Annotated in this window: 17 protein-coding genes and 1 tRNA gene; 10 read left to right on the top strand and 8 right to left on the bottom strand. The window is 56.8% G+C overall.

Going from position 1 to position 15,026, the window contains the following annotated elements; translation table 11 throughout:
* Positions 1–171 precede the first annotated feature (171 nt).
* Together msrQ and msrP are read right to left on the bottom strand one after the other, a co-directional pair.
* Positions 172–786: a protein-methionine-sulfoxide reductase heme-binding subunit MsrQ gene (gene msrQ / locus RA28_RS20830; RefSeq protein WP_152612122.1), complete on the bottom strand. Its 615-nt coding sequence runs from the start codon at positions 784–786 to the stop codon at positions 172–174.
* 4 nt (positions 787–790) lie between these two features.
* On the bottom strand, positions 791–1,693 hold the full coding sequence (gene msrP / locus RA28_RS20825) for a protein-methionine-sulfoxide reductase catalytic subunit MsrP (RefSeq protein WP_039532946.1): 903 nt from the start codon (positions 1,691–1,693) through the stop codon (positions 791–793).
* A gap of 283 nt (positions 1,694–1,976) precedes the next feature.
* Here msrP and RA28_RS20820 point away from each other — a divergent pair, with 283 nt between their 5' ends.
* Positions 1,977–2,897: a hypothetical protein gene (locus tag RA28_RS20820; RefSeq protein WP_039532944.1), complete on the top strand. Its 921-nt coding sequence runs from the start codon at positions 1,977–1,979 to the stop codon at positions 2,895–2,897.
* Positions 2,898–3,004: 107 nt separating this feature from the next.
* Here RA28_RS20820 and clpB read toward each other — a convergent pair whose 3' ends face one another.
* On the bottom strand, positions 3,005–5,623 hold the full coding sequence (gene clpB / locus RA28_RS20815) for an ATP-dependent chaperone ClpB (RefSeq protein ID WP_039532943.1): 2,619 nt from the start codon (positions 5,621–5,623) through the stop codon (positions 3,005–3,007).
* A gap of 231 nt (positions 5,624–5,854) precedes the next feature.
* Between clpB and RA28_RS20810 the strand changes: the two genes are divergently transcribed.
* On the top strand, positions 5,855–6,439 hold the full coding sequence (locus tag RA28_RS20810) for a hypothetical protein (protein WP_052261538.1): 585 nt from the start codon (positions 5,855–5,857) through the stop codon (positions 6,437–6,439).
* Here the strand turns inward: RA28_RS20810 and RA28_RS20805 are convergent.
* Complete coding sequence (locus tag RA28_RS20805; RefSeq protein WP_039532941.1) at positions 6,418–6,729, bottom strand: hypothetical protein; 312 nt, start codon at positions 6,727–6,729, stop codon at positions 6,418–6,420. The genes RA28_RS20810 and RA28_RS20805 overlap by 22 nt on opposite strands.
* A 137-nt stretch (positions 6,730–6,866) precedes the next feature.
* Here RA28_RS20805 and pyrF point away from each other — a divergent pair, with 137 nt between their 5' ends.
* A complete protein-coding gene (pyrF, locus tag RA28_RS20800; RefSeq protein ID WP_039532938.1) occupies positions 6,867–7,586 on the top strand; it encodes an orotidine-5'-phosphate decarboxylase in 720 nt (239 codons plus the stop codon).
* A gap of 391 nt (positions 7,587–7,977) precedes the next feature.
* Positions 7,978–9,231: a DNA polymerase IV gene (locus tag RA28_RS20795; RefSeq protein WP_039532936.1), complete on the top strand. Its 1,254-nt coding sequence runs from the start codon at positions 7,978–7,980 to the stop codon at positions 9,229–9,231.
* A 4-nt stretch (positions 9,232–9,235) separates the two neighbouring features.
* Here RA28_RS20795 and RA28_RS20790 read toward each other — a convergent pair whose 3' ends face one another.
* Entirely contained in the window at positions 9,236–10,096 is an 861-nt protein-coding gene (locus RA28_RS20790; RefSeq protein ID WP_039532935.1) for an N-formylglutamate amidohydrolase, read from the bottom strand.
* Between the two features lie 147 nt (positions 10,097–10,243).
* Here RA28_RS20790 and RA28_RS20785 point away from each other — a divergent pair.
* Together RA28_RS20785 and ykgO are read left to right on the top strand one after the other, a co-directional pair.
* Positions 10,244–10,318 (top strand) — tRNA-Val (locus RA28_RS20785).
* A gap of 94 nt (positions 10,319–10,412) precedes the next feature.
* On the top strand, positions 10,413–10,538 hold the full coding sequence (ykgO, locus tag RA28_RS20780; protein ID WP_008755722.1) for a type B 50S ribosomal protein L36: 126 nt from the start codon (positions 10,413–10,415) through the stop codon (positions 10,536–10,538).
* Positions 10,539–10,609: 71 nt separating this feature from the next.
* Here the strand turns inward: ykgO and RA28_RS20775 are convergent, their stop codons facing one another.
* Positions 10,610–10,933, bottom strand: coding sequence for a SemiSWEET transporter (locus RA28_RS20775; RefSeq protein ID WP_039532932.1), 324 nt, complete (start codon positions 10,931–10,933; stop codon positions 10,610–10,612).
* 273 nt (positions 10,934–11,206) lie between these two features.
* Here RA28_RS20775 and RA28_RS20770 point away from each other — a divergent pair, with 273 nt between their 5' ends.
* From RA28_RS20770 to RA28_RS20760, 3 genes are all read left to right on the top strand, one after another.
* The gene (locus RA28_RS20770) at positions 11,207–12,223 is read left to right on the top strand and encodes a Fe(3+) ABC transporter substrate-binding protein (RefSeq protein WP_039532992.1); all 1,017 of its coding nucleotides are present in this window, start codon (positions 11,207–11,209) and stop codon (positions 12,221–12,223) included.
* Positions 12,224–12,340: 117 nt separating this feature from the next.
* Positions 12,341–12,895, top strand: coding sequence for a helix-turn-helix domain-containing protein (locus tag RA28_RS20765; protein WP_039532930.1), 555 nt, complete (start codon positions 12,341–12,343; stop codon positions 12,893–12,895).
* Entirely contained in the window at positions 12,892–13,410 is a 519-nt protein-coding gene (locus RA28_RS20760) for a GNAT family N-acetyltransferase (RefSeq protein WP_039532927.1), read from the top strand. Before RA28_RS20765 ends, RA28_RS20760 begins: the two co-directional genes overlap by 4 nt.
* Positions 13,411–13,433: 23 nt before the next feature.
* Here RA28_RS20760 and RA28_RS20755 read toward each other — a convergent pair whose 3' ends face one another.
* Positions 13,434–13,688 carry a BolA family protein gene (locus RA28_RS20755; RefSeq protein ID WP_039532925.1) on the bottom strand — a complete coding sequence of 85 codons (255 nt, stop codon included), beginning with the start codon at positions 13,686–13,688 and terminating at the stop codon, positions 13,434–13,436.
* 107 nt (positions 13,689–13,795) lie between these two features.
* On the opposite strand from RA28_RS20755, the gene RA28_RS20750 reads away from it, so the two are divergent.
* The gene (locus RA28_RS20750) at positions 13,796–14,422 is read left to right on the top strand and encodes a J domain-containing protein (protein ID WP_039532923.1); all 627 of its coding nucleotides are present in this window, start codon (positions 13,796–13,798) and stop codon (positions 14,420–14,422) included.
* A gap of 58 nt (positions 14,423–14,480) precedes the next feature.
* On the opposite strand, the gene RA28_RS20745 is transcribed toward RA28_RS20750, so the two are convergent.
* The gene (locus RA28_RS20745; protein WP_039532922.1) at positions 14,481–14,993 is read right to left on the bottom strand and encodes a hypothetical protein; all 513 of its coding nucleotides are present in this window, start codon (positions 14,991–14,993) and stop codon (positions 14,481–14,483) included.
* Between the last annotated feature and the right edge of the window lie 33 nt (positions 14,994–15,026).

The raw sequence follows: 15,026 nt of genomic DNA, 5'->3' as shown, positions 1-15,026 counted from the left end.
ATTACACGCAAGTGGAAAATCCCCAAAAAATCAAAAAATCCCGAAAAAATATAAAAACTGTTAATTTTCCGTTATTTACATAGATATCAGACGGGAATTCAGAAGAAACCCCTGCAAATCGAAGGTACCAAACCTCGGAATCGCAATCGCCCGCACAATCATTGGCCAACTTTACAAAGAGTCGGCTTGCCGGCGTCGGTTCATCCCAAACGGAATCGGAAGGCGAAGAGTCAGTAAAACCAATATGGCGGCCAAATAGATGAGCGGTTCAATCTGAAATCCTTTTGCCAGCATGACGTAGTGAACTGCGCCCAGGATCGCCACTGGATAGACAAGCCTGTGCAATTTGCGCCAGCGCGGTCCTAACTTGCGAACCGACCAATTGTTCGACGTCACCGCCAGCGGCAGCATCAAAACAAATGCTGCCATACCAACGGTGATGTAGGGCCGCTTGAGGATATCAGCCCAAATTTGACTGGGAACCTGAACGTCAAGCACAAGCCAGACAAGCAAATGCAAACTGACATATGTAAATGTCAAAACACCCACGGCGCGGCGAAACTTTATCAGATTCAGGCCGACAATCCGTCGCAAAGGGGAAATCGCGAGACCCAGAACCAGAAGTTGAAGCGCCAGTTCTCCATATCTGTGCTCCAGCGCCTCAATGGGTTCGACCCCCAGCCCACCGGTAAGCCCGAGATAGAACCACCATGGCGCCGGAATTACGCCCAGAAAATAGACAAGCCAAACGGGCACCCGGCGCAGTATCTGGTTCAGAGCATGCACAACGTCAGTAGTATTTTGCCAAATCCATACCTTCGTAAAGACCGGCAACCTCTTCTTCGTAACCGTTGAACATCAATGTGGGAACACGTTTGGCAAACAGACCACCGCCGACGCGCCGCTCTGACGCTTGCGACCAACGTGGATGGTTCACCTTGGGGTTCACGTTGCTGTAAAAACCGTACTCGCTGGGAATGGACATGTTCCAACTGGTCGCCGGTTCTTGATCCGTCAGTGTGACGCGCACAATCGACTTGATCGACTTGAAGCCGTACTTCCACGGCACGACCAACCGCAGTGGCGCACCGTTTTGGTTTGGAATCGGACGGTCATAGATTCCCGTGGCCATGATGGTCAAAGGATGCATTGCCTCGTCCAACCGCAATCCTTCGCGATAAGGCCAATCCAGAACCGGGAATTGCACACCGGGCATTTCATCGGGGCGAAGCGCCGTCTGGAAGGCCACGTATTTTGCGCCCTCCTGAACACCGGCCATGTTCAGCAGATCGGCGAGCTCAAACCCGTTCCACGGAATGACCATCGACCATGCCTCGACACAGCGGAAACGGTATATGCGTTCTTCGACTGTCATCTCGGACATGATGTCCTTGAAGTCATAGTCGCCCGGACGATCGACCAGACCGTCGATCTTGATACTCCACGGCTCGGTTGTCAGCGCGCCGGCGTATTTGGCAGGATCATCCTTGCGTGTGCCAAACTCGTAGAAATTGTTGTACGAGGTGATTTCTTCCCACGTGTTTGGCTCTAGAGCCTCCTGTGCGGCACCCGGTGTCGCCATGCCCGCCAGCCCGATACCGGCCAGTCCGGCCATTACCTGCCGCCGGTTCAGGAATGCCGCCTCTGGGGTAATATCGGCATGTGTCAAAGTGTTGGTCCAGCGATGCGCCATCTGGGTCTCCGTTTTCAGTCTTTCTTGTTCCCGAGGTAGCCCGCTCTTACCACAGAGCCAAGGCAATATGCGTCACGATTGAGAGACGGGATTGTAACGAAATACCTAACGCCGGTCCTAAAATGACACAAAGCCGATCCGCTTTTGCCACCTTCGCCATAAAAACTAGCGCAAAAGGCACCGCTTCATTGCCCGGTCGGTGTCAGCAGGTTCAATACAGGTCAGCCCATTGCTCTTTTCTCAAGCCATTCCCTTGTCATTCTCGATTTTCTGGCGACTTGCCATGGTTCTTCCGGTCATGCTGATCGGTTTGACACTTTATGTTCTGATTGGATTGCTTCTGGGGTTTCTGATCGGCCTTCTGATCCCGGCACTGTCCTTCATCGTTGCGTTTCTTATTGTTGCGTCCTCGACCGTCATACCGGTTTTGCTTGGGACGCGCTTTGGCCTGCAAGCCATGGACATCCGACCCAGTAACCGCGTGCGCGGTCTTGTTCTTCCGGCCATCGTGTATGGTGCGGTTCAAGGCGTGGGCATGACCGCGATTTTTGGCCTGATGGCAGCATTTTCAGCCGCTTTGGTTTCACCTGAACTTCTAAACTTGAACCAGACAACAGAGCAGGCGCTGGGATATATGGAGACCGCCTGGGCCATTCCCGCGGCTTTGGCACTGATCGCCGTGTTTCTATCGATCTGCTCGATTCGCGCCAGCCTTCTGGTGCCCATTGCATCTGCCTCAATCGGTCGAGACCCGGATGGTCTTACCTATACCCCGTTTCGTCATTTTCGCGCGTCGTTTGGCCCTTTGTTTGCGCTGACCGTAACCAGCTATGTAGGTGCGATCATCCTGTATTCCTGTATCATCATCCTGACGATTGTCTCGGGCATGGCACAGACCTTGGTTGCCGACGTACAAGAGTTTGCGAACATGACCAAAGGCACCGCGCCGCTGCGGCCCATTTGGTCGCTTGTTATACTTTGGGTCGTCTACGCTTTGATCGGCATTTGGGCATTCAGCCTGCAATGCGCGGGCGGCGTCGTGGGCTATCTGGACCTGAAGACCAAAGCGGAGACAAAAAAGCCATTTATGCCGACCCAGCCAAAGCCGCAACAGACACCACCGCCCGTCGCGAAATCCGGCCCAAAGTTGTCGTCAGATGAATTGCGGGCGCTCCGCAAAAGCCGCCAGGCAACTGAAGCTTAGCCCAAGCCTGAATCGGGCTGTTGAAGTGCCTTTAGATGGGGGAAGAGCGCGCGGTTGAATCAAAAAGCCCGCCGAACCGGCGGGCTTTCAGTGGTCTTGTGTGTGGATCAATGAACCACGGCATCATCCGGTCTTGGGCGGTCTGATGTGCCCAGACGGTCGCCGATGATCAGGCCATCGGCACCTGCGGTGACCGGAACGGTCTCGCCGTCCTTGATCTCACCGGCCAGCAAGGCTTCGGCCAGCGGGTTCTGCAGGGCGCGCTGGATCACGCGCTTCAGCGGACGGGCTCCGAAGACTGGGTCGTAGCCTTCGTTGGCCAGCCATTCCTTGGCACCGTCGTCCAAAGCCAGCTCGATCTTGCGGGCCGCCAGACGTTTCTGCAGACGTGCCATCTGGATATCGACGATGCCATCCATATCGGCCCGCTTGAGGCGGTCAAAGATGATGGTCTCATCCAGACGGTTCAGGAATTCCGGCCGGAAATGCGCCCGGACCGCATCCATCACATCCCGTCGTGCCTGCGCGCTGTCCGCGCCTTCGGGTAACTGGCTGAGCGCCTGAGACCCGAGGTTCGACGTCAGGATGATCAGCGTCTGCTTGAAGTCCACGGTGCGGCCCTGACCATCGGTCAGAACGCCATCATCGAGAACCTGCAGCAGCACGTTGAACACATCCGGATGCGCCTTTTCGACCTCGTCAAACAGTACAACCTGATAGGGCCTGCGCCGCACGGCTTCGGTCAGCACACCGCCTTCGTCGTAACCGACATAGCCCGGAGGGGCGCCGATCAGACGGGCGACCGCGTGTTTCTCCATGAACTCGGACATATCGATGCGCACCATCGCGTTGTCGTCGTCGAACAGGAAGTTCGCCACGGCTTTGGTCAGTTCGGTTTTACCCACGCCGGTGGGCCCGAGGAAGAGGAAGCTGCCCAGCGGGCGACCTTCGTCGTTCAGGCCCGCACGCGCACGGCGCACGGCGTTGGCCACGGCAGTGACCGCCGCATCCTGACCGATGACGCGGGAATGCAGATCATCTTCCATCCGCAGCAGCTTCTCGCGCTCACCTTCCAGCATTTTCGAGGTCGGGATACCGGTCCAGCGTTCGACCACCGACGCGATCTGTTCGGGACGCACCGTTTCCTCGGCCATCATGGCGTTGCTTTCGGCGTTTTCGGCCTCGGTCAACTTTTTCTCAAGCTCGGGGATAACGCCATAGGAGAGCTCACCCGCCTTGGCGAGGTTGCCTTCGCGCTTGGCAATCTCAAGATCAGCGCGCGCCTTGTCGAGCTGTTCCTTCAGATCACGCGCACCGGCCAGCTTGTCGCGTTCAGCCTGCCATTGGGCGGTCATCTCGGCGGATTGCTCCTGCAGGTCGGCCAGATCCTTTTGCAAGGTTTCCAGACGATCTTTTGATGCCGCGTCGTCTTCGAGCTTCAGCGCCTCTTCCTCGATCTGCATCTGAAGGATCTGGCGATCCAACTGATCGAGTTCTTCGGGCTTGGAATCCACCTCCATCCGCAACCGCGACGCCGCCTCATCAACAAGGTCGATGGCTTTGTCGGGCAGGAAGCGGTCGGTGATATAGCGATGCGAGAGCGTCGCCGCCGACACGAGTGCCGAGTCGGAAATACGCACACCATGGTGCAGCTCGTACTTTTCCTTGATGCCGCGCAGGATGCTGATCGTGTCCTCGACAGTCGGCTCCGTGACCATCACCGGCTGGAAACGGCGCGCAAGGGCTGCGTCTTTTTCGACGTATTTACGATACTCATCCAGAGTGGTCGCGCCGATACAGTGCAGTTCCCCCCGGGCAAGCGCAGGCTTGATCAGGTTGGCGGCATCCATCGCGCCGTCGGATTTACCGGCACCGACCAATGTGTGCATCTCGTCAATGAACAAGATGATCTCACCGGCGGCCTCGGTTACTTCGGTCAGAACGGCCTTGAGGCGTTCTTCGAATTCACCGCGGTACTTCGCACCAGCGATCAGTGCGCCCATATCGAGCGCGAGCAGCTTTTTGTCTTTCAGCGATTCCGGCACATCACCGTTGATGATGCGCAGGGCCATGCCCTCGGCAATTGCGGTTTTACCGACGCCGGGTTCCCCGATCAGAACAGGGTTATTCTTGGTGCGACGCGACAGAACCTGCATCGAGCGGCGGATTTCCTCATCCCGTCCGATGATCGGGTCGATCTTGCCTTCGGCAGCCGCCTCGGTCAGGTCGCGCGCGTATTTCTTGAGCGCGTCATAGCCTTCTTCCGCCGAGGCGGTGTCAGCAGTGCGGCCCTTGCGAATGTCGTTGATCGCTTCGTTCAGTTTCTGCGCGGATACGGCCCCGGCTTCCAACGCCTCTTTGGCCTTGGATTTCACCATGCAGAGCGCCATCAACACGCGCTCGACCGGGACAAAGCTGTCGCCGGCTTTGGTGGCGATCTTCTCGGCCTCGTCCAGAACCTTGGCAGTCTGGCCGTCCATGTAAATCTGGCTGGCGTCGCCGCTGACCTTCGGGATTTTACCCATCGCGGCGTCCAGCGCCTCGACCACGCGGTTCGGTGCGCCGCCTGCGCGTGTGATCAGGTTGCTGGCCAGCCCCTGATCGTCATCCATCAATGCCTTGAGAATATGTGTGGGCTCCAGCCTCTGGTGCCCTTCGCGCAGCGCAATCGTCTGCGCCGCCTGCACGAATCCCCGTGCCCGTTCGGTGAACTTGTTTAAGTCCATATTATTCTCCTTCTCCAAGCGCCCCGTTTTTGATGCGCCCGCTTGGCGGCACGCGTCGGTCTGGGCCTCACATTCAATTTGGGTAATATCCGCGTGTATTCAAGGGCCTTTCCCGATGAAGTTCGGGCCGTTAAGCTGACCATGCACTGACATATCTGACCTAACGGAGAACCATGATTTTGAGCCTATGTCGCGACGTTCGCGAACTGATGCCGGGTTGAAGCATCCTTCATGTTCGCAGACCAGATGTCATCATGCATATCCCAGCAGTGGTCGCCCGTCATCGGCGATCCGAGTGTTCTGGGTTGGGTGACGGTCGCAGGTTACGGTGTCTCTGCGATCTTGTGTTTTGCGGCCTGGCGGCGAACCACGGACGGCGCTGTCCGCTTGTTTTGGCTGGTTCTTTCCATCTTCCTCGTTTGCCTGATGATCAACAAACAACTTGACCTGCAATCGGCCTTTACCGCTGCCGCGCGCTGCTTATCGCAGTTTCAGGGGTGGTACGAAAAAAGGCGCATCGTGCAAGTCAGCTTCATCCTGGCGATCATGATGTCGGGCACCATGGTCACAGCCATTGCGTTTTGGACGTTGCGGCAGCATCTCCGGCAGATCGGATTGGCGCTTATCGGGTTTGCGTTCCTGATCTGCTTCGTCCTAATTCGCGCCGCCGGATTTCATAACTTTGACGCGTTCCTGAACACCGAGATCCAATCCGTGCGCTTGAACTGGGTGCTTGAGTTGACAAGCATTGCGTTGATCGCTGCTAACGCGGTCGCGGCATTACGGCGAAGGGATCACCGCCGGGGAACTGTATAGACGGTGTATCCCCCAGTTTCTGCAACGCGGACGGCACCATACATTTGAACAAGGGATTGGGCGGCGTCCCCATCCGTCGGGCACGACACAAGGTCTGCTGCGTCATCCAGAAAATTCACCGTAAACGCCGTCTCACCCGTCAGTTGGCAATCATCGTCTGTCGAGCGATACCCACGCACAAGAAGAAGGTCGTCGTTTGTTGGTGTCGCTGAGGCCGTTGCTTCGCTGGGCGGCGTGGTCTCGCATCCCATAAGCGAAACGGTGAATCCCAAAATCAGCAAGCGTTTCATGATCTGTTCCCTCCTCTTTGGTCCGAATACTAGCACAACGTCCGCCGACAATTTCCCACAAATCCGGGCCGAGATTTGTGGACAGCGCACGCCGAACCCGTTAGGACACAGACGTTTGTCTTAAAGGAGCCCGCCCCATGTCCGATGATCGCCTGATCGTAGCTTTAGATGTTCCCAACGCGCTTCAAGGCCTCGCACTGGCCGAAAGGCTTGGCGATACCGTGTCTTTTTACAAGATCGGTCTGGGTATGCTGACGGGCGGCGGGCTGGCATTGGCCAACGAGTTGAAGCAGGATCACGGCAAGCGCATCTTCCTGGACATGAAGCTGTTCGACATCGGCAATACAGTCGAAAACGCCGTGCGTGGGCTGGCGCAATTCGATCTGGATTTCCTGACTGTGCATGGCGATCCGCATGTGGTCCAGGCGGCCAAGGAAGGCGTTGGCGGCAAGGACCTGAAAATACTTGCCGTGACCATTCTGACCTCGCTGAACCGGGATGATCTGGACGCCAGTTTGCTGAAGCAAGGCGATGTCAGGGACCTTGTGGTCGAACGGGCGGCCCGGGCATTTGAGGCTGGCGCGGACGGTGTTATCGCCAGCCCGCAGGAAGCCGCTTTGATCCGTGCCCTGCCCCAGGCCGAGGGCCGCCTGATCGTGACGCCCGGTGTGCGCCCCGCTGGGGATGATCTGGGGGATCAGAAACGGGTGGCGACACCTGCCAACGCCATCGCAGACGGGGCCGATCATATCGTTGTGGGGCGCCCGATTCATCAGGCGCAGGATCCCAGATCGGCGGCAGAGGCGATCATGGCCGAAATGAGGTCCCCGCCGGCAATGGCACCAAACAGAGGCTGAAATCAGCCCCTCAGAGGCGCGAATTAATTTGACCCGCAACGGACCCCCAACCCGCAAATCTGGTGCAAATCGACCCAATCCGCCGCGCAAATGGTTGACCTAACGTCAATTTTGACGTTTGCCGCGCCAATTTGTCCCTGTGCCTGAAAACACACATGCCAAAACCGAGTTTTGACGCAACCGCATTGCCGGTATCGCCGAAGCGATATTTGAACGACCCTGATGTTGATACACTCCCCAACGGGTCGGTTCTTCCTGAGGCCCGTTACCTTTCCCCCGCGCACAGCGGGGGCTTTCTTCTTAGCGACCCTTCGCAATTTTGGACCTTTGTTCGCCTGCTTCGGGTGTTATAAGAAAATCCCAACGTGACGCCCCGCTGCAGAGGAAGTGGATGCCCGGTCTCTGCCGAGATTGCCTGACCTCTTTGACCGAAGAACGGCGCTGTCCGTCCTGCGGCAGCCCGCGCGTGACGGTCCATCCCGAATTGTTCGACCTGAGCATTGCGCACATGGATTGCGACGCGTTTTACGCCTCGGTCGAAAAACGCGACAATCCCGATCTTGCCGACAAGCCAATAATCATTGGCGGCGGCAAACGCGGTGTCGTTTCCACTGCGTGTTACGTGGCGCGCATCAGGGGTGTTCGGTCGGCGATGCCAATGTTCAAGGCGCTTCAGCTGTGTCCGGACGCCGTCGTGATCAAGCCGCGAATGTCGGTCTATGCAGAAGCCTCGCGCGCGATCAGGGCCATGATGGATGAACTGACACCGGACGTCGAACCGTTGTCTTTGGATGAGGCCTTCATGGACCTCTCCGGCACACAACGCCTGCACGGAGCGCCGCCTGCTGTCATGCTGGCGCGGCTGGTCAAACGCATGAAAGACGAACTGGGGCTGACAGGGTCCATTGGGCTGAGCCACAACAAGTTTTTGGCGAAAGTCGCCTCGGACCTGGACAAACCGCGCGGGTTTTCAGTGATCGGCAAGGCAGAAACGTCGGTATTCCTGCACGACAAGCCTGTTCGCCTGATTTGGGGCATAGGTCCCGCCGCACAGGATTCGCTGGATCGCGCCGGAATACGCACGTTCGCTGATCTGTTGCGTTGGGACCAAGAGGCCTTGACAGCGCGGTTCGGCTCGATGGGATATCGGCTGTGGCACCTTGCACGCGGACAGGACAAACGGCGCGTCTCGGCACATGAACCTATGAAGTCCATCAGCAACGAGACAACGTTCTTCGAGGACACGGCGAGCACAGACATACTGGATGGACACATTTGGCGGCTGTCCGAAAAGGTCGCGGATCGGGCAAAGGCCAAAGGACTGGCCGGTCGGGTGGTTACGCTGAAGCTGAAACGAGCCAACCACAAGATCATCACAAGACGGGTGTCGCTGCGCGATCCGACGCAGATCGCGGACCGGATTTACCGCACGGCGCGCGGGCTATTCGATCAAGTCGGTGATCAGGGTCCATACCGTTTGCTGGGATGCGGCCTGTCAGACCTTTGCTCCGAGGATCAGGCCGATATCTCGGGTGATCTTTTGGACCCGGGTGCGGCACGAAGATCGCAGGCAGAACGGGCAACGGATAAGATCAGAAAGCGGTTCGGCACAGATGCGATCGTAAAGGGCCGCGCACTGCGATAACGCCCTACTCTGCCGCCAGTCGCGCAGGCGGTGCGCCGATTGCGGCAATTTCCGCCACGACTTTGTTCAGGATCCCGCAAAATGCCTCAAAGTTGTCGTTCGGCTGGATTCGTTCTTCATCCATGTAAAGGGACCGATCAATTTCGATTTGGATGGCGTGTTGATAGCGACCGGGCCGTCCGTATGTCTGGGTGACATATGCGCCCGCAAACGGCGCGTTTCGCGCCACGTTCAACCCTGCGCTGGCAAAAGCCGATTCAATCTGATCCACGATCACGCCCGAGGCTGACGCGCCAAACCTGTCGCCAAGAACGATCTCGGGGTGTTTTGACTGACCTCTTCCGGCGATCGAGACCGCTTCGTGCGGCATCGAATGGCAGTCGATCAGAATGGCCTGTCCAAACTTGTCGTATGACTCGGCCAGCAATGACTTCAGGCGCGTGTGGTAGGGTCGCCAGTAATTGTCGATACGCAGGCGCGCCTCATCCATCGTCAGCTTTCCGTGATAGATTGAGCGACCATTGGCGACCACCCGTGGAATGACACCCAAACCCGAAGCGACCCTGGGATTGTGCCCTTGCCGGCGTGCGCCTTGAATCAGGGCCGGATCCAGTTCCTCGGCGCTGCGGTTCAGGTCCAGATAGGCCCGCGGCATGACCGCCTTCAGAAAGGGCGCTCCGGTTTGTGCCACGCCAGCGAACAACTTATCAACAAACGCATCTTCTGAAGACCGAATCATGTTGCGGTTCAAAACCGAACGTTTCAGAAACGACTCGGGGTACGCGCGACCGCTGTGTGGGGACGCGAAAACCACGCTGGATGTGCGGTTTTCGGGCATTTCCAGATCATAGGCTGCGGTCGGCATGGGCTCTCCTTGTTCGGGTTGAACATAGACCGGAAAATAGTTCTGCCAAACCCCTTGATCCCCCCATCGACTCCTTTTATAGAGCCCGCTACCGGCGCGGAGTTCCGCGCCCCATTTCGTTATGGGGCAGGGCACGCAAAGGGACGTGGGCGGTTAGCTCAGCGGTAGAGCACTTCGTTGACATCGAAGGGGTCACAAGTTCGATCCTTGTACCGCCCACCATCGTTTCACTGTTTCGGGTATGACCCGAGGCACCCGCTAACCCAGGCGCTGGCCACGTCTTTTGATGAAGGCGCCGCAGAATGGAGACAGACCCATGAAGGTCAAGAACTCGCTCCGCTCGCTCAAGAACCGGCACCGTGACTGCCGTATTGTGCGTCGCAAAGGCCGCGTCTACGTTATCAACAAGACGCAGCGCAAGTTCAAAGCGCGTCAGGGCTGAGAACTGCACATAGCTGTTTGAAAGAACCGCGCCCGTGGGCGCGGTTTTTTTTTGGGTTGGGTTTGAAGGGCTTAGAACGTCACGCCAGCGTGGATCAGGATACCGATGACCATCAGCAAGTTCAGAATCATTGATATGCCGTTGCCCACGTAGATGGGCAGTTTTCCAACAATCATTCCGTATATGAACCACAGCATCGAAAGCGCAGCGTACAGCGACCAGGACAGCAGCGACTGCCCGGTCGCGTGTTGTGAATGGGTAAAGTAAAGCTTCACAAGCTGCGGCAGGGTCGCAAAGGGTCCCACAACACCGACAAATACCATGAACCCTTCGAACCGGGCCATCCAATGTCCCAAATTCGACTTTTCAAGTTTTTCGGCCAGTGTCTCTGCCATCTGTGGTCCTCGTTAATTGCGCCAGACCCGCCACAAAGCGGCGGTACGTCTTTCCAGCCTTCCCCAATCTATCCTTTCTGAAAAGAACCAGAAAGACCTTTGCGAACTAAGGCCATTTTGTCCCGGGCATTGATCGGTTTTTCTCGCCGTCAGCCCTGCGACCCTTTTTCCAACTAAATTTGTCGGTTTTTCTTGAATCATATGTGGAATCGTATAATTGAGAAAATCAGTCAGGTTATGACCTGCCCTGAAATCTCTAAGTTGGGACAAAAAATGTTGAAATCCTCCACTTGCATCGCCGTTGCGCTGACGGCTCTGATCGCAACCACGGCTGTTGCTGACGGCGAACTGAACCTCTATTCGTCGCGCCACTACGACACAGACGAGCGCCTGTACACGGACTTTGAAGAGGCCACAGGCATCACTATCAACCGAATTGAAGGCAAGGCGGATGAACTGATTGCGCGCCTTGAAGCCGAGGGCGCGAATTCCCCCGCGGATATCCTACTGACCGTTGACACATCGCGTCTGGAACGCGCCAAAAACGCCGGTATCTTGCAGCCTGTAGAAAGCGCTGTTCTGGAAGAGCGTGTACCGTCAAATCTGCAAGACAGCGACAATCAGTGGTTCGGTTTTTCCCAACGCGGTCGCATTATCTTTTTTGACAAAGAAAATGTCGCAAATCCCCCGGCGACCTACGCAGATCTGGCAAAACCCGAATACAAAGGCCTGATTTGCATTCGGTCCTCCAGCAACACCTACAACCAAACTTTGCTGGCTTCGATCATCACACATGAAGGCGCAGAGGCGGCCAAGACCTGGGCCGAGGGAATTGTTGCCAACATGGCTCGCGAACCACAGGGGGGGGATACTGATCAGCTGCGAGCCATCGTTTCAGGTGAATGCGATATCGCCGTATCGAACACCTATTACTTCGCCCGCGCGATCCGCAAGGATGTCAAAGGTCTGTCCGCAGAGCGCGACAAGGTCGGCTTTGTCTTTCCGAACCAGGATAGCTATGGAGCGCATATGAACCTGTCTGGTGCCGGTGTGGCCGCAAACGCGCCGAACAAGGAAAACGCCATCTTGTTTCTGGAGTACTTGGCAAGCGACAGCGCCCAACAGTATTTCTCGTCCGGTAACGATGAGTTCCCCGCCGTACCAAGTGTGGAACTTGCAGATTCGGTCAAACAACTGGGTGAATTCAAAGCCGATGATGTGAATCTGTCAGAAGTTGCCAAGAACATTCCCGAAGCGCAAAAAATCTTCAATGAAGTCGGCTGGAAGTAGCTCCACGACAACCCCAGAAAATGAGAGCGCGGTATTCTTCCGCGCTCTTTTCTATTGCGCCTGTCCATTTTTTAATAGATATTTCCCATAATTGGAAACTTTTCTCATATGTGATCTATGCTGGACACCTTTTCGGCCCGCCTTGCGCAACGCCTTTACGAACTGCGATCATCGCATGGATGGTCTTTGGACCAGCTTGCCGAGTTCAGCGGAATCAGCCGCGCGACGCTGTCCCGGATGGAGAAAGGCGAGGTCAGCCCAACTGCCGACTCTCTTGGCCGTCTGTGCGCCGTGTTTGGTTTGCCTATGTCGCGTCTGCTGATGATGGTCGAAGACACCTTTGTCCCTCGTGTCCCGTTCGAGCGACAATCGGAATGGCGTGATCCCGAGACTGGCTTTACCCGCAGATCAGTGTCCCCCCCGGCGCCTGATCTGGCTGGCGAGGTTCTGGAAGGGCACCTGCCGCCCGGAACGGTCATAACCTACGAGACGCCATTCAAACCCGGCCAGGAACATCACCTGATCATGCTGGACGGATCGCTGACACTGACGGTCGACGACACTCCGCACGATCTGACCGGCGGTGATTGCCTGCGGTATCATCTGTCCGGACCTACGCGATTTGAAACCAGCGCCACGCGTGGCGCGCGTTACCTTTTGGTGCTGATATGATCACACGCCTATCAACCTCCACTTTCGACAGCGCGGTCGAGGATTTGACCGACATTTTGCATGGTTGCGTTCACACTGGCGCAAGTATCGGGTTCATCCTGCCGTTTTCTCAGGCGGATGCTCGCAGGTTTTGGGTGACTTCAATACGCCCGGGACTGGTGACCGGTGCATTGGACTTGTTTGCAGCCTACAGCGGCGGTCGGATTTGCGGAACCGTGCAACTGATACCCGCCCGGATGCCAAACCAGCCACATCGCGCAGACGTCGCCAAGCTGCTGGTTCATCCGGACGCGCGGCGCAAAGGATTGGGTCGCGCCCTGATGGATGCCTTGCAGGCACGCGCAACAGAGTTGAACAGAACCACCCTGGTTCTGGACACGCGCAGCACAGACCCCTCGCGCATTCTGTACCAAAACCTGGGCTTTGAGATCGCCGGAGAGATTCCGAACTATTGCCGAAACCCGTTCGATGACCGTTTGGAACCGACCACCTATATGTACAAGCACTTGGGTTGAAACGGGACGCTTGGCTGCGGACGCTAGACGTCGATATCCAGCGCAAGGGCATGAATGCGCGGAACCACGTCGCCCAGCGCGGCGTGCACAGCACGGTGCCGGGCAACCCGCGACTGTCCCTGAAACGCGTCCGACCGGATGCGAACGTTAAAATGGCTTTCTCCGCCTTCGCGGAACCCTGCGTGACCTCTATGGCTTTCGCTGTCGTCCACCACCTCAAGCTCGCGCGGGGAAAATGCGGCCTGCAAGCGGCTGCGGATTTCGTCGGTCATGGTCATTTTTTTGCCCGGCGGCAAAAATTTTGCCGCTCCCCTCTTCTACTCTGTGCCCCTTACGTTAAACTGCTGCCTCCGAGTCGAAAAGACGCGTTCGCAGGAGCAGGCAAATGGAAAAGTCAGACCCGTTTGGATTCGATATGTCCGTATCCAGCGCCAAGAAAAAGAAGCCACGCGGGCGTCGGGGCATGTCTGGGGCGTCTGAAACATCGGTCCGAATCTGTGACCATCCAGGGTGCGAAGAACCCGGGAAGTTCCGCGCGCCCAAAGCGCCGGACGTTTTGGACGACTTCTATTGGTTCTGTCAAAAGCACGTGCGCGAATATAACCAGAAATGGAACTTTTTCGACGGCACGACCGAAGCAGAATTGAACGCGCAACGCTCGAAAGACAAGGTTTGGGAACGTGAAACCAAACCCATGGGCGATCCCGAAGCCCGTGCCTGGGCGCGGCTTGGCATCGAAGATCCGCATCAGGTTCTGGGCGCGAACGGCACACAAAACAAGGGGCGCACGTCCGGCGCAGGCGGCCGCCGCCTGCCACCAACCGAGCGCCGCGCCATCGAGATTCTGGACGCCAACGACAGCTGGACCAAAGCTGAGGTGCGCAAAGCGTACAAAAAACTGATCAAGGTGCTGCATCCCGATATGAACGGCGGCGACCGCTCGCAGGAAGAACAGCTGCAGGAAGTCGTCTGGGCCTGGGATCAGATCAAGGACAGCCGGAACTTCAAATAACCGGGGTCAAACACGTTGACGAATGCGCTCAGGTTGACTTGGGCGCGTTTGCGGCATGCTAGGTTGCCAGAACATCCGCCGTATCTGAATAAAAACGTTCCAGGCCTTCCAAGGTCAGGCCGGAATCCATCGGTCCGTCCGGCACTTCCAATCCAGCGGCCAGGACGATTGTGTTGATGAAGTCAAAGATACCGCAGACTTCGACGACTTCGTAAACGGCGCCTTCGCTCCACCCGGCGTCCATCGCCGCCTTTGATGTGCGCGCGATCTCGTCGCTGTTTCGTGCGCGCAGGCTCAATGCATAGGTCAGAAGCGGTTCAATCCGCTCGTTGATCTCTTCGATCGGTCCCGCGAAAACCTCAGCAAAAAGAGAGTGGTAGAATGTACAATACGGGGTGGTGTTGTGCGTTGAGATAAACGCGGCTATCGCCTCGCGTTCGCCCCGCGACAACTCTCCTTCCGAACACATAATTCCGTCCAGAAGTCGGATAAGCATCTCGGAATTGCGCGGAAACAACTTCAAAACATCTGTAAGATCGCTGCCTTGCTTCAGGCCGACGAAGTTTGTCATGTTAATTCAACCTTGTTCAAAATTGGTCTTTGC

This window comes from Ruegeria sp. ANG-S4 (assembly GCF_000814005.1).
Classification (GTDB): domain Bacteria; phylum Pseudomonadota; class Alphaproteobacteria; order Rhodobacterales; family Rhodobacteraceae; genus Ruegeria.
This window is presented reverse-complemented; position numbering and strand designations above follow the sequence as displayed.

Coding starts and splice junctions, on each gene's coding strand:
- msrP (WP_039532946.1), bottom strand. CDS start 1,693: ATGGCGCATCGCTGGACCAACACTTTGACACATGCCGATATTACCCCA.
- RA28_RS20820 (WP_039532944.1), top strand. CDS start 1,977: ATGGTTCTTCCGGTCATGCTGATCGGTTTGACACTTTATGTTCTGATT.
- clpB (WP_039532943.1), bottom strand. CDS start 5,623: ATGGACTTAAACAAGTTCACCGAACGGGCACGGGGATTCGTGCAGGCG.
- RA28_RS20810 (WP_052261538.1), top strand. CDS start 5,855: ATGTTCGCAGACCAGATGTCATCATGCATATCCCAGCAGTGGTCGCCC.
- RA28_RS20805 (WP_039532941.1), bottom strand. CDS start 6,729: ATGAAACGCTTGCTGATTTTGGGATTCACCGTTTCGCTTATGGGATGC.
- pyrF (WP_039532938.1), top strand. CDS start 6,867: ATGTCCGATGATCGCCTGATCGTAGCTTTAGATGTTCCCAACGCGCTT.
- RA28_RS20795 (WP_039532936.1), top strand. CDS start 7,978: ATGCCCGGTCTCTGCCGAGATTGCCTGACCTCTTTGACCGAAGAACGG.
- RA28_RS20790 (WP_039532935.1), bottom strand. CDS start 10,096: ATGCCGACCGCAGCCTATGATCTGGAAATGCCCGAAAACCGCACATCC.
- ykgO (WP_008755722.1), top strand. CDS start 10,413: ATGAAGGTCAAGAACTCGCTCCGCTCGCTCAAGAACCGGCACCGTGAC.
- RA28_RS20775 (WP_039532932.1), bottom strand. CDS start 10,933: ATGGCAGAGACACTGGCCGAAAAACTTGAAAAGTCGAATTTGGGACAT.
- RA28_RS20770 (WP_039532992.1), top strand. CDS start 11,207: ATGTTGAAATCCTCCACTTGCATCGCCGTTGCGCTGACGGCTCTGATC.
- RA28_RS20765 (WP_039532930.1), top strand. CDS start 12,341: ATGCTGGACACCTTTTCGGCCCGCCTTGCGCAACGCCTTTACGAACTG.
- RA28_RS20760 (WP_039532927.1), top strand. CDS start 12,892: ATGATCACACGCCTATCAACCTCCACTTTCGACAGCGCGGTCGAGGAT.
- RA28_RS20755 (WP_039532925.1), bottom strand. CDS start 13,688: ATGACCATGACCGACGAAATCCGCAGCCGCTTGCAGGCCGCATTTTCC.
- RA28_RS20750 (WP_039532923.1), top strand. CDS start 13,796: ATGGAAAAGTCAGACCCGTTTGGATTCGATATGTCCGTATCCAGCGCC.
- RA28_RS20745 (WP_039532922.1), bottom strand. CDS start 14,993: ATGACAAACTTCGTCGGCCTGAAGCAAGGCAGCGATCTTACAGATGTT.